This is a genomic window from Streptomyces sp. NPDC026589, assembly GCF_040638385.1.
GTDB lineage: Bacteria > Actinomycetota > Actinomycetes > Streptomycetales > Streptomycetaceae > Streptomyces.
The window spans coordinates 370,527-383,473 of record NZ_JBEZYG010000005.1; the positions used below are offsets into that span (position 1 = coordinate 370,527).

The window sequence follows — 12,947 nt, forward strand, 5'->3', positions numbered from 1 at the left end:
GGCCCACGCGCAGTACCGCGCCGAAATGACGAGCCTCGCCCGGCAACTCGCCCGCGTCGAAGCCTCGCTGACGCCCGCACCCGGCACCCTGCCCCTGCGGGAGTGGACCGGCGGTCCTGGACCCGGGAACCCGACGAAGGGGGGGAGGTGACCCCCCGCCGAGTTGGGGTGCCAGCCCCAATGATCCCCAACGGTCCTTCTCCTAGCGTCTATTGATGTGAGTTACGCACAGGACGCAGAGAAGACCATCCGACCCCTGGCGGCCGCCCGCACCACCACGGCCGCCAGGACGACCGCCAGGGCCGCCGCCGCGGGCCTGGCACTGGCCCTCGCGGCGGGCATCACGGCGTCACCGGCCCTGGCCACCGCACGGCCCGGGCCGGAACCCCGTACGGTCGTACCGCCGACGACCGCCGGAGCGCTCGACCGCTATTACCACCAACCCCTGGACTGGGGCACCTGTATGAGCTCCCCGCAGGACGAGACGGGCAGAGACCTGGACAGGGCGGGCGTGCAGTGTGCCGACGTCACGGTCCCGCTGGACTACTCAGCCCCCGGGGGCCGGACGATCACGGTCGCGATATCCCGTCTGAAGGCCACGGACACCCGCCGCCGCATCGGCGCGATCCTCCTCAACAACGGCGGACCCGGCGGCCCGGCCGTGGATTCCCCGCCGATCGTCCGCACGGCGATGAAGGAGGTCGGCCCGCGCTACGACATCGTCGGCTTCGACCCACGCTTCGTCGGCCGGAGCACCCCGCTGGACTGCGGCTGGCCCGTCAGTTTCACCTGGTTCTCGGCCGGTGCGAGCCGGGCGGGCTTCGACCGCCAGGTGGCGCTGAGCAAGAGCCTGGCCGACAAGTGCCGCGCCACGAACGCCTCGGTGCTCCCGCACATCAGCACCCGCAACACAGCCAGGGACATGGACGTGATCCGGGGCGCACTGGGCGAGCGCAAGATCTCCTACCTGGGCTATTCGTACGGCACCTACCTGGGCACGGTCTACACCCAGATGTTCCCCGGCCGCTACGACCGGATGGTCCTGGACGGAGCGGTGGGTCCGGACGACTACAACCCGCGCCTGCTGAAGAACACCGTGCGCGAGAACGAGCAGGCGCTCTCCGCCTGGGCCGCCTGGACGGCCGCCCGCCACACGACGTACGGCCTGGGCCGCTCCCGTACCGCGGTGCTCTCCACCATCGACCACGTCATGGCGAAGGCGGCCCGCGCCCCGCTGACGCTCGGCACCGGCCCCGACGTCTTCCGGGTCGACGACACCCACATACCGACGCTGCTTTTCATGGGCGTGGCCGACGACGTCGACGGCTCGCGGGACCTTCTTGCCCAGCAGGTGGCGGCACTGTCCCGGGCGTCCAAGGGCCGTGAGGCTCCGTTGCCCCCGGGGTTCGCGGAGACGCTGCGTCTCCTGTTCTCCGGCGCGGGCTCCTCCTTCGGCAGCTCCCAGACGGCGATCATCTGCGGTGACGTACCGGCCCCGCGCGGGACCGAGCGCTACTGGCGCGACATCCAACGGAGCCGTGGCGCACACCCCCTGTTCGGCCCCCTCACCGAGAACATCGGCCCCTGCGCCTTCTGGGAGGCGCCACGGGAAGCCCCCACCCGTATCAGCCACGACGCCCCCGTCCTCCTGGTCGCGGCCACGGGCGACCCCCGCACCACCTACCGGAGCACCACCACCCTGCACAGCAGGCTTCCGGGCTCCAGGCTCCTCACTCTGGAGAACGCCAACCGTCACGCCCTGTACGGCGAGTACGGGAACACCTGCGTGGACACCGAGGTCAACCGCTACCTCGCGACGGGCCGGCTCCCGAAGACGGACGAGACCTGCGTGAAGTGACCCGGGGGCGGGAGACCGCCTCCCGTCGTTGTACGGGTCGCCTCCCGTCGGAGGATGCCGGGCACCCGCCCACTCCGTACCGTCCGAGGCGTCGGGCGAAGTCCGGCCGACGATGTCGGGAGGTCGCGGTGATGAGCATGGCGCGCAAGATGATCGCATGGGGCGCTGCCCTGCTGCTGCTCGTGCCCGGAACAGCGGCGGCAGCGGCCCCGCCCGGGGAACCGCCCCCGGGGATACGGGTGACGGGGGAGCGGTGGATCGGCGACCGGCTCCTCGAACTGACCGTGCGGTCGGCGGCGTTGGAGGGCGCCGGTACGGTCCGCCTGCTCACCCCGGACGGCTGGGAGGATCGCCGGCGCGGCGAGCGGTGGCCGGTCCTGTATCTGCTGGCGGGCGGCCACGGCGACCCCGAGGCCTGGACCGAGGACTACGCGGTGGAGCGGCTCCCGCACCTGCGCGACGTGCTCGTGGTCATGCCGTCGATGCCGCTCTTCGGGTTCTACAGCGACTGGTGGAACGGCGGCGCCGGCGGCGCGCCGCGCGTGGAGACCTTCCACCTCGACGAGGTGCGCCCGCTGCTGGAGCGTCTCTACGGCGCGGGGGACCGGCGGGTCGCGGCGGGGGAGTCGCAGGGCGGCTACGGCGCGCTGACCTACGCGGCACGCCGCCCCGGCCTGTTCCGCGCGGTGGCGGGCCTCAGCGGCTACGTCCATCCGCTCCAGCACCCCCGGGCGGTCCGGGCCGGACTCGGCTATCTGGGCCTGGACCGGTCCGCGCTGTGGGGCGACCCGGTGGCCCAGCGGCGGATCTGGCAGGACCACGATCCGTACTACCGGCCGGAGCGACTGCGCGGCGTCGAGGTCCACCTCTCCAGTGGCGACGGCCGGGCGGGCGTACTTGACCCGCCCGGCACGGAGCCGGATCCGCACGTCCCCGGCCTGGAGGACCCCGACGCCCCCTTCCCCGAGGACGTCCTGTCCCCGACCGAGGCCATCATGGGGGCGGAGAACCGGGCGATGGCCTCCCGGCTGCGGGCCCACGGGGTGGCGGTCACCACGCACTTCTACCGGGGCACCCACTCCCCGCCCTACTGGGAGCGCGAGTTGCGCGGGGCGCTGCCGGGGCTGCTGCGCGGCCTCGGGCGGTGAGGAGGCCGGGCCCTACGCCGACGGGACCGGTGAGCCGTCCCCGTCGGCCGGGGCCTCGGCCTGGGGGGAATCCTCCATGAGCTGCTCGCGGAGGTAGTTCCAGACCACACCGAGCAGCGCCGCCACCGGCACAGCGAGCAAGGACCCCACCACGCCGGCCAGGCTGCCGCCCAGGGTCACGGCGAGCAGGATCGTGGCCGCGTGCAGCCCCAGCCCACGGCTCTGGATCATGGGCTGGAACACATTGCCCTCCAACTGCTGCACCACGACGATGATCGCCAGTACGAGCAGAGCGTCCATCGGTCCGTTCGAGACCAACGCGATGACCACCGCCACGAATCCGGCGAACAGTGCCCCCACGATCGGCACGAACGCGCAGACGAAGGTCAGCACCGCCAGCGGCAGCACCAGCGGCACCCCCAGGATCCACAGGCCGAGCCCGATGAAGACCGCGTCCAGCAGACCGACGAACGCCTGCGACCGCACGAACGCGCCCAGGGTGTCCCAGCAGCGGGAGGCCACCTCGGGGACGTCGGTGGCGAGCCGGCCGGGAAGCTGACGGGTGAGCCACGGCAGGAAGCGCGGGCCGTCCTTGAGGAAGAAGAACATCAGGAAGATCGCCAGAACCGCCGTGACCAGCCCGTTGACCACGGTGCTCACCCCGGTGACGGCGGTGGTGACCACGCTGCCGACACTGTCCTGCAGTTGAGCGGTCGCGGTGTCCAGGGCACCGGTGATCTGGTCGTCGCCGATGTTCAGCGGCGGACCCGCCGCCCACTCGCGGACCTTGTCGATGCCCGCGACCACCCCGTCCGCCAGCTCCCCGGACTCACCCGCCACCGGCACCGCGATCAGCGCCACGATGCCCGCCCCCACGAGCAGGGAGAACACCGTCACCACCGAAGCGGCGAGCGACGGCCACCAGCCGAGCCGGCGCAGGAAACGGGCGAGCGGCCAGGTCAGCGTGGTGAGGAACAGGCCGACTATCAGCGGCCATACGACCGACCACATCCGGCCCAGCACCCACAGCGCGACTCCCGCCGCCACGAGGACCAGCAGCATCTCTGCGGAGACCCGTGCCGACGTGCGGAGAGCAGCCGCGGTCTTTGTCGAACTCAATGGCGAAGACATGGCGTTACCCTATGGCTTCGCCAACCGTGTTCCGGCCACGCCCGCGGCCCGCCGACGCCGAGCGCCACGAGGGCGGGCCGCCCGCCCCCCCCGTCAGCGCAACGCCGGGGGCAGCTCCTCCCGATGGACGATGCCCAGGCGCTGCGTGGCACGGGTGAGCGCCACATACAGATCGCTCGTGCCGAACCGGGCGGGCTCCACGACCAGCACATGGTCGAACTCCAGCCCCTTGGCCTGGCGCGGATCCAGCAGCACCACCGGGCGCGTGAGGTCGGGGGCCTCGCCCGCCGCGACGCCGTCCAGCGGGGCGGCGATCTCCTCGTGCAGCGCACGCGGCGCGATCACCGCGAGGCGCCCCTCCCGGGGCGTCAACTCCACGACGGCCCGGGCCACCTCGCCCGCCAGGTCCTCTCCGGCATCCCGCGTCCACGGCTTCTCGCCGGTCGACCGCACCGAGACGGGGGCGGTGAACGAGGGGTCCCGCTCCCGCAGGACCCCGGCCGCCAGCTCCATGATCTCCGCGGGCGTACGGTAGTTGACCTCCAGCGTGACGTGCTCGAAGCGGTCGCCGACGTACGGCCCAAGGATCTTCTCCCACGACCCGACGCCGGCCTCCTCGGACGTCTGGGCCGGGTCGCCGACCAGTGTCAGCGAGCGGCTCGGCGCCCGGCGCATCAGCAGCCGCCACGCCATCGGCGACAGCTCCTGCGCCTCGTCCACGATGATGTGCCCGAAGGCCCAGGTGCGGTCGGCGGCGGCCCGCTCGGCGGCGGTGCGGTGGTCGGCCTCCTCGTGCCGCTCCGCCATCCGCTCGGCGTCGATGATGTCGTGGGCGGCGAGGACCTCGGACTCCTCGTCCTCGAACTCGTAGCTCTCCGAGCCGCGCGACAGTTCCAGCACACCCTGCGCGTAGCCGACCCGCTCCTGACGGGCGGCCTCGGCGGCCGCCTTCTCCGCGCTGTCGTCGACGCCGAGCAGCTCGGCGGCCTCGTCGAGCAGCGGTACGTCGGCGGGCGTCCACGCCGCGCCGACGGACGGGCGCCGGATCGCGTCGGCGTCCTCGTCCGGGACGTACACCGGGTCGGCCAGATAGTCGCCGAGGAAGCCCTCGGGGGTCAGCGGCGGCCACAGCTCGTCCACCGCCGCGTGCACCTCCTTGCTCAGCGCGACGTCCCGGCCGAGCTGGGCCACGTCGTCGGGGCCGAGGAAGTTGGGCCCGCCGTAGGGGTCCGCGCCGATGCGCTCGACGAGCTGCGCGGTGAGCGCGTCGATGACGCGGAAGACGAAGTGGGGGCGGGCGAGATTGTGCGGCAGGCGGGTGTCCCTGGCCGCCTGCCGCGCCTCGTAGGCAATCTCCCAGTCCAGGACCAGGTCCCCGCCGTCCTCGTGCGGGATGACCATCGCCGCCCCGGGCTCGGGCAGCCGCTGCCGGTCGCGTACGGCCAGGGCGAGCGCCTCGGCCATCGGCTCGCCGCCCTTGACGGCCGCGGCGCGCGCGGAGTCCGTACCGGTGGCGTGCACCCCGGGGAACAGCTCCGCCTGCGTCGAGAGCAGCACCCCGGTCTCGCCCAGCGCGGGAAGCACCTCCGCGATGTAGCGCAGGAACGCCGGGTTGGGCCCCACGATGAGTACGGCCCGCTTGGCGAGCAGCTCGCGGTGCTCGTACAGCAGGAAGGCGGCCCGGTGCAGCGCGACGGCCGTCTTGCCGGTGCCGGGCCCGCCCTCGACGACGAGGACGCCCCGGTGCGGGGCCCGGATGATGCCGTCCTGCTCGGCCTGGATGGTCCGCACGATGTCGCCCATGCGTCCCGTGCGCGCGGAGCCGAGCGCCGCGAGCAGTACGGCGTCGCCGTTCGGGTCCTCGAAGCCGGTGCGGTCGCGGTCTCCCAGATCGAGAATCTCGTCGTGGAGCTCGGTGACCCTCCGGCCCTCGGTCGTGATGTGCCGGCGCCGGCGCAGACCCATCGGCGTGTGCCCCGTGGCGAGATAGAAAGGACGCGCCACCGGCGCACGCCAGTCGATCAGAACAGGGGTGTGCTCGAAGTCGTCCTCACGGATCCCGATACGGCCGATATGGTGCGCGAGCCCGTCGGAGCGGTCGATGCGCCCGAAACACAGCGAGCCGTCCACCGCGTTGAGCGCGGCGAGCAGACCCGAGCGCTCCGCGACGAGGATGTCGCGCTCCAGCCGCGCCTGCTGGCCCGTTCCGACCGGCGTCAGCGCGTGCTCGACGCCATCGGCGGCCACCCCGCGCAGGGCGTCGACCCGGGCATGGAGCCGGTCGATGAATTCCTGCTCTTCCCGCAATTCGTCGCTTTCCCGGTTTGACAAAACGGCTCCCCGCCAGATATGTTCGTCCTCATAAGGTCCCCGAGCGGGGCCTTTCTGCATGAGCGCAGAAGAATCCAATATACCCGCGATAATCCCCGGACCGCAATTGACGGTCCGGGGATTGTTCGTGCCCCGCGACTCCTGCCGACGACTACTCCCGGAGTGCGGCGGCCCGCGCCTCCCCGTCCGTGCCGATCGGTGTTCCCGCCGCCAGGTCCAGCGGGGACAGAGCCAGCGACCGGGCGGCCGTCGCACCCACGTCGGCGAGACTCCGCGCGTCCGGCAGCAGCTCCACCCCGGCCCCGCCGGGGCGGTGGATCAGCACCGGCACGTACTCCCGGGTGTGGTGCGCGTGCCCGATCGACGGGTCGTTGCCGTGGTCGCCGGTGACGATCAGCCGGTCCCCGGAGTCGGTGAGCAGTGCCAGGAGCCCGGCGAGCCCCGAGTCCACCTGTTCCAGCACCTGCCCGTACCGCCCGGTGTCCTGCTGGTGCCCCGCCAGATCCGTCTCCTGGACGTTCGCGACCACCAGGGCGTCGCCCCCGGCGCGTACCGCGTCCAGGGTGTGGGCCAGGACATCGGCGGTGCCCACGGCCGGCCGCCGGTCCGCCTGTTCGCACACCAGGATGTCGGCGGCCTTCCCCACCAGGGTGACCGGGATGCCGGCCCGCGCCGCGAGAGCGGGGAGCTGACGGGTGTGGTCGAGCGGCGCGCCCAGGTGCCGCACCTCCAGGCCGCCGTTGCGGTAGAAGCCGGTGGCCGGGGTGTCCAGCCCGACGGTGCCCCCGTCCCCGCCCCGTACGTAGGAACCGAGCGGACCGTCCGCGTGCCCGCCCACCGCGATGACCCGGGCGACCGGGGCGACCGCCCGCACCGTGCGGGCGACGGCGAGAATCCCGCCCGGACCGTCGAACGGCAGATCCTCCAGGCGCCCCGAGGCGTTCCAGTTGATCCCGGGGTCGGCCTCCAGGTTGTCATGGACCAGCACCGCCCCGTCGACCAGCAGCAGCGGCTTCCCGTCCAGCCGCTCCACCCGGTGACCGGCCGTCGTGAGCGCCTCGGTCACCTCGTCGAGGTGGTCGGCGAGCCGGGCCACGGTCACCCGGCTGAAGTCCGCGCCCATCATGGTCTGGTGGCCCGCGAAGGTGTCCGCGCCCGGGTAGCCGAGGGCGGCCAGGCCCGCCGCCACGGGCAGCCGGGTGCTTCGCGCCAGGTCCCGGTGCGGGTGGACCAGACCGAGGCCCAGCGCCCCGAGCACCGGGAGCCGCAGCGGCCGCCCGAACGCGGTGCGGGCGTGGTCGAGGACGTGCCCGCAGGTGTCGGCGGCGAGGTCGCCGGGGCGCAGGGCGCCCGCGTCGGGCATGGCGCCGACGCCGAATCCGTCGATGACGACGATGACGGTCCTGGCCATGGGATCACTCCTTACAGGGCTCGGCCGTGGGCGTCGTAGAGCCCGTTCAGCCGGGGCCTGCCGGAGGCGAGTCCGGAGACGACGGCGACGGTCGAGCGGGTGACGAAGATCTGGGTGCGGAAGGCGAGCAGCGCGGTGTCGCCCAGCCGGACGTCCGAGCCGGGCGGGGGCGCGTCGAGCAGCCGGTAGTAGTCGATGTTCTCGGCGGGGGCGTCCTGCACGCCCAGACGCGCGCCGGTGCGTGGCAGGAAGGCGCCGCGGATGTGGGAGCGCGCGTAGAACCCGCCGCCGAACAGGGCCGGGCGGCCGTCGTCGAGGGTGTGGGCGACCTCGCTGACGTACACGTACGCGGGCTTCTCGGGCTGGGACGGGTCCAGGGCGTGCAGCGGCGTGGTGCCGGTGAGGGCGTGGCCCGGCTCCCCGTGCGTCGCCCCGCGCTCGGCGAGCAACGGGAGAGACGCCATCGAGGTGGCGCTGGGCGCGCTCAGCCTCAGGTCCTGGTGCCCGCGCGCCGCCAGCAGGTCGCGGCCCTTGAGCGCCAGGTCGAAGGTGGCCGTCGCGGTGGGCAGGCCCGTCGCGGGGTCGCACAGCACGCACGGGAAGGCGGTGACGCCGGCGATCCGGACGCCCGGCAGCGCCTCGGCCGCCTCGGCGAAGACGTCCAGCCGCTCCACCGGAACCCCGCCCTCCTGCCCCGGGTAGACGACGCCCCCGGCGCCTTCGAGCCGGACAAGGACGTCCTGGACGAAGCCCAGCTCCCGGGCCGCCTCCGAGACGGCACGGGCGTTGGCCAGGTCGAAGACCGTGACGTTCTCCGGCCGCCACGCCAGCATGCCGGGCAGGGCCCGCCGGGGGATCTGGACGAGGTGGCCGAGGTTGCCCGGCCTCGCCCCGGCCGCGTGCAGGGTACGGGCCTCGGCCGGGTCGATGGCGGCGGAGCGGGGGATGTGCCGGGCGACGGCCCGGATCAGTTCGGGGTTGCGGCCGATCTGTTTGACGACGAACCACAGACCGATGCCGAGATGTTCGGCCTCGGCCGCCAGAGCCGCGGCGTTGGACTCGACGGCGTCGAGATCCATCACATACGTGTCGGGCGGGATCTCGCCACGTCGGTGCAGTGCGGCCGCGGCGTCGACGAGCTCCGGGTTGCGGGTGAGCACGGTGTCGAGAAACACGGTCAGTGGCCCTTCGGGTCGGCCATCGCGGCGAGCGAGCGGCGCAGGATGTCGATGACGAGGTCCGCGCCGGCCCGCATCGGGTTGACGCGCACGGTCCAGTCGGCCAGCTCCGGGGCGTCGTCCAGGGCGGAGCTGGACATCCGGTAGAAGAGCGGCGCGATCTCGTAGCGCGAGTTGGAGCCGACGGGGTAGGGCGCGGCGCCGAACCGGGCGGCGACGGACGGCAGTTCAGCGGCGATGGGCCGGTCCAGGCGGATCAGCAGGCAGCGGTCCTGGGCATTGGCGACCCGCACCTCCGCCACCCCGGCCACCTCACCGGCCGCGAGCCGTTCGGCGACCTCGGTCCCCACCCGGGACTGCACGGCCCACAGCATCGGTACGTGGGTGAGGGCCCGCAGCGCGTCCAGCGCCTGGTGGCCCTGGACCTGCCCGCCGCCGGAGTAGTTGTCGCGGCGGACTCCCCCGACCAGGTCGCGGGCGCCCACGACCAGGCCGACGCCCTCGGGCCCGTGGAGTTTGAACAGCGAGAAGCAGGAGGCGTCGGCGCCCAGTTCGACACCGGCGGCCGGGGTGCGCATGACGGCGTAGTTGTCGTCCACGATCGTGCGGACCCCGGCCGCCCGGCAGGCGGCGATGACCTCGGCCGGATCGTAGGAGTCGGCCAGCCGCTGCCGGGTGTGCTGGACGTACGCCCACCGGAATCGTCCGGACGCCAGAGCGGTGTCGAGCGCCGCCCGGTCGTTGAAGTCGGCCTTTGTGGTGCGTACGCCGATGCCCCGGAAGGTGACCTCGGTGGTGCGGTAGACCGGGGCCCGGTGGATGAGCAGGTCGTCGCCCGCCCGGACGACGGCGTTGAGCGCGGACCGGATCGCCCCGGTGCCCGCGCCCTGTACGAGGGCGGCGTCCTCGGCGCCGAAGAAGTCGGCCAGGACCGCCTCGACGCGGGCGGTGGTGCGGGGCCGGCCGAGGCCGGGGACGACTCCCGCGTCGGCGGAGAACAGCTGCTCTCCCTCGAAGTGCGCGGCGGTGGCCTCCAGCAGCCGGAACTGCCGGGCCGCGGCGTCCTCCAGGGCCACCGTCGGCAGCGGAAAGGTCACGGGGAGCGCGGGTGGGGGTGCGGGGCTCATGTCAGTTCTCCTCCACGGTCGCGCCGGTCAGGAAGCGCACCGGATTGCGACGGGTCAGCAGGTCGATCAGGTCGTCGTCGGCCCCGGCCGCCCGCAGCCGGGGCAGGAAGTCCGAGAAGAGGTGCCCGTACCCCTGGCCGCCCTCGCCGCGCAGATAGCCGTGGCGGGAGATGTCGCAGCTGAGCAGGGCCCGGTCGGCGTGGCCCGCCTCCAGCAGCGCGAGCAGCAGCCGCAGCCGGGTCTCGTCGCTCTGGTACGCGGACTTGCCCACGGTGTCGAACGCGACGTACGCCCCGCGCGCCGCCAGCTCCCGGTGGACGCCGGGGTCGTCCAGCAGGTCCTGGTGCCCGATGCTCACGCGGTGGGCGGGCAGCCCCTCACCGGTGAGCAGCTCCAGTTGGGCGAGGCCGCCCCGGCCGAGCTGGGCGTGCGTGGCGAGGGAGAGGCCGGTGGCCAGCGCGGCCCGTGCGCCGGCCCGCAGCACCTTGGCCTCGGCGGCGGTGGGTACGTCGCCGTGGCTGCCGATCTCTCCGAGGACGCCGGGCCGGACGCCGCTCCCGTCGATGCCGTCCTCGATCTCCCGGACGAGGATGCCGGTGAGCGCCGCCACGTCCAGGGCGTCGATCTCCGGCGTGTGGAACGGCTCGTAGTACCAGCCGGTCGCGGCGATGACGGCGACACCGGTCTCCCGGGCGATCCGGGTCAGGGTCCGCACGTCGCGCCCCATGCCGCGGCAGGTCAGCTCGACGACCAGGGCGAGGCCGTACGCCTCGTGCAGTGCGGCGAGTTCGGCGGCCACGGCCACCGCGTGGCGTTCCGGTCCGAGGACGGCCGCGCCGTCGCCCACCCGGTCCAGATCGAGGACGAGGTGCTCGTGGGCGAGGGCCGGGCCGCGTACCGAAGAGGCCCGGAGCTCTCCGGTGACGGTGCGCAGGGTGTGCGGTGCGGGGTGGTTCATCGTGGGGCCTCCTGCTCCATGTACGGCACGCCGGATCCGGGGTCGGACCTCAGCCCTTGACCGGGGTGAACAGGTCGAGCCAGTACAGGACGTTGAGGAGGACACCGCCGACGATCACCGCCGCGGGGGCCGCGGCCATCCTCACAACGGGCCGGCCCATCGACTCGTTCAGCAGGTAGAGCCCGCCGACGACGAGGATGCCGAGCCCGCCCCCCATGGCGTTGGCGGCCATCAGCGAACCGAACAGGATCGCGAGCTGGAGCGTGTCCCCGATGGCGCTGCGCAGATGCTCCGAGGAGTCCCGGACGCTCGGCAGCTTGCCGAGCACCTTGCCGATCCAGGAGAGGGCCAGCACCTCGACGGCGAACACGAGCGCACCGACGGCGGCGGCCAGGAAGGGGTTCGGCATGAGGTACCCGATCGGGTACACCAGGGTGAAGCCCGCGATGCCGTACGCGCCGGACGCCAGGGCGGTGGTCGCGATCAGCGGGATGAAGCCGAAGACCCGGTAGAAGTCGACCTGCGCCGCCTCGGCGTACTGCCCCTTCGCGATCAGGAAGCTGGTCGCCTCGCCGCCGCCGAACACATGCATCTGGGCGAGCACGCACACACCGGCGCCCAGCACCATGAACAGGGGCAGGTACTTCCGCAGCCGGGCCGCGCTGGCGCTGAAGAGGGACGCCATCGGGTCGTCCCCGCCCACCTCCTCCACGACACCCGCCGCCCGGTCGGTCCGGCGCTGCCGCAGATCCTTGGAGACGGCGAGGCCGATGAGCATCAGCACGCCCACCGCCATGGCCAGCGCACCGGCGAACATGTTGGGCCACAGCTTCATCGTCATGACGACGAGGGCCAGTTCGAGGACGCCCGCGATGCCGCCCCACGTGCGGCCGAACTGCTTGGTGATGGCGAGCACCGGGAAGAGCGTGAACAGGAAAAGGATCGGCGTCGACATCTGCTGCATCGCGGTCAGGAAGTCGACCGGGAGGTCATGGGCGATGTTGTTGGCGCCGTTCAGTCCGAAGACCACCACCGCGCCCCACGCGCCGCCGAGGACCGGGGCCAGCCACTTCTTCGGTGACAGCATCCCGAGGATGTCCGTGGGCAGGAAGAGCAGCCACGGGTTCAGTACGCCGGTGGACAGGGCCATCGGCGCGCCGAGCCCGAAGATGAACCCGGCGGAGAGCCCGAACGAGGCGGCCGTCGTCGCGCTGCGGGTGGTGCGCCCCTGGATGAAGTCCAGCAGGAAGGGGCGCACACCGTCGTTGAAGACGGCCAGCGCCATGTGCGCGATGAAAGCCGTGAGCGCGCAGAGGGCTATCACGGTCAGTTGCTGGGCCAGCGAGAAGTCGAGTTCCGCGCCGGCGGCGAGGGTGGTGCTCACGAGTCACTCCTTGGTGCCCGGGGTGATGATGAAGGAGGCCGTGATCAGCCGCGGGCCGCGATGGCGCGGGCCATCAGCGGGGCGATGACGTCGATCTGGTCCATCGAGAAGCCGAAGGCCTTCTTGCCGTCGGCGAGGAGGGCGGCGACCGCGTCCTCGGTGGGGACGCTCCGGCCGAAGGTGTGGCAGGAGGCGCTGCCCAGGAGGCCGACGAGCACGCCCAGCGACGCGCCCGCGCCGGTGTGGCAGGTGCCCAGGTAGTAGTCGGCCTGGCCGACCCGCAGCTTCATCGCGGCGTCCATGTCGCTGGAGGGAACGACATCGAGGGAATCGATGCCGAGCTTGCCGATGGCCTGGGTGACCTCGACCTTGCCGACTCCACCGGTGAGGATCTTCGTCATGGCTGTCCTGCTTTCTACGT

At 72.8% G+C, this 12,947-nt stretch carries 10 protein-coding genes; 2 read left to right on the forward strand and 8 right to left on the reverse strand.

Annotated features, from left to right (window positions below; genetic code table 11):
• The first annotated feature begins 217 nt into the window (after nucleotides 1-217).
• Together AB0F29_RS11650 and AB0F29_RS11655 are read left to right on the forward strand one after the other, a co-directional pair.
• Entirely contained in the window at nucleotides 218-1,858 is a 1,641-nt protein-coding gene (locus tag AB0F29_RS11650; protein ID WP_361870248.1) for an alpha/beta hydrolase, read from the forward strand.
• Between the two features lie 131 nt (nucleotides 1,859-1,989).
• Nucleotides 1,990-3,006: an alpha/beta hydrolase family protein gene (locus AB0F29_RS11655; RefSeq protein ID WP_361870251.1), complete on the forward strand. Its 1,017-nt coding sequence runs from the start codon at nucleotides 1,990-1,992 to the stop codon at nucleotides 3,004-3,006.
• Nucleotides 3,007-3,018: 12 nt separating this feature from the next.
• On the opposite strand, the gene AB0F29_RS11660 is transcribed toward AB0F29_RS11655, so the two are convergent.
• From AB0F29_RS11660 to AB0F29_RS11695, 8 genes are all read right to left on the reverse strand, one after another.
• Nucleotides 3,019-4,137, reverse strand: a complete 1,119-nt coding sequence (locus tag AB0F29_RS11660) for an AI-2E family transporter (RefSeq protein WP_361870254.1) — start codon at nucleotides 4,135-4,137, stop codon at nucleotides 3,019-3,021.
• Nucleotides 4,138-4,230: 93 nt separating this feature from the next.
• A complete protein-coding gene (locus AB0F29_RS11665; RefSeq protein ID WP_361870412.1) occupies nucleotides 4,231-6,444 on the reverse strand; it encodes an AAA family ATPase in 2,214 nt (737 codons plus the stop codon).
• A 175-nt stretch (nucleotides 6,445-6,619) separates the two neighbouring features.
• Nucleotides 6,620-7,879, reverse strand: a complete 1,260-nt coding sequence (locus tag AB0F29_RS11670) for a phosphopentomutase (protein WP_361870256.1) — start codon at nucleotides 7,877-7,879, stop codon at nucleotides 6,620-6,622.
• 11 nt (nucleotides 7,880-7,890) lie between these two features.
• Nucleotides 7,891-9,054 (reverse strand): YhfX family PLP-dependent enzyme, encoded by a 1,164-nt coding sequence (locus AB0F29_RS11675; RefSeq protein ID WP_361870258.1) that lies wholly within the window; start codon nucleotides 9,052-9,054, stop codon nucleotides 7,891-7,893.
• Between the two features lie 2 nt (nucleotides 9,055-9,056).
• Nucleotides 9,057-10,184, reverse strand: coding sequence for an aminotransferase class V-fold PLP-dependent enzyme (locus tag AB0F29_RS11680; RefSeq protein ID WP_361870261.1), 1,128 nt, complete (start codon nucleotides 10,182-10,184; stop codon nucleotides 9,057-9,059).
• A gap of 1 nt (nucleotide 10,185) precedes the next feature.
• The gene (locus tag AB0F29_RS11685; protein ID WP_361870263.1) at nucleotides 10,186-11,142 is read right to left on the reverse strand and encodes a phosphotriesterase; all 957 of its coding nucleotides are present in this window, start codon (nucleotides 11,140-11,142) and stop codon (nucleotides 10,186-10,188) included.
• 49 nt (nucleotides 11,143-11,191) lie between these two features.
• The gene (locus tag AB0F29_RS11690) at nucleotides 11,192-12,526 is read right to left on the reverse strand and encodes a YhfT family protein (RefSeq protein ID WP_361870266.1); all 1,335 of its coding nucleotides are present in this window, start codon (nucleotides 12,524-12,526) and stop codon (nucleotides 11,192-11,194) included.
• A gap of 44 nt (nucleotides 12,527-12,570) precedes the next feature.
• Complete coding sequence (locus tag AB0F29_RS11695) at nucleotides 12,571-12,927, reverse strand: DUF2620 domain-containing protein (protein ID WP_361870269.1); 357 nt, start codon at nucleotides 12,925-12,927, stop codon at nucleotides 12,571-12,573.
• Nucleotides 12,928-12,947 lie beyond the last annotated feature (20 nt).

Coding starts and splice junctions, on each gene's coding strand:
- AB0F29_RS11655 (WP_361870251.1), top strand. CDS start 1,990: ATGAGCATGGCGCGCAAGATGATCGCATGGGGCGCTGCCCTGCTGCTG.
- AB0F29_RS11660 (WP_361870254.1), bottom strand. CDS start 4,137: ATGTCTTCGCCATTGAGTTCGACAAAGACCGCGGCTGCTCTCCGCACG.
- AB0F29_RS11670 (WP_361870256.1), bottom strand. CDS start 7,879: ATGGCCAGGACCGTCATCGTCGTCATCGACGGATTCGGCGTCGGCGCC.
- AB0F29_RS11680 (WP_361870261.1), bottom strand. CDS start 10,184: ATGAGCCCCGCACCCCCACCCGCGCTCCCCGTGACCTTTCCGCTGCCG.
- AB0F29_RS11685 (WP_361870263.1), bottom strand. CDS start 11,142: ATGAACCACCCCGCACCGCACACCCTGCGCACCGTCACCGGAGAGCTC.
- AB0F29_RS11695 (WP_361870269.1), bottom strand. CDS start 12,927: ATGACGAAGATCCTCACCGGTGGAGTCGGCAAGGTCGAGGTCACCCAG.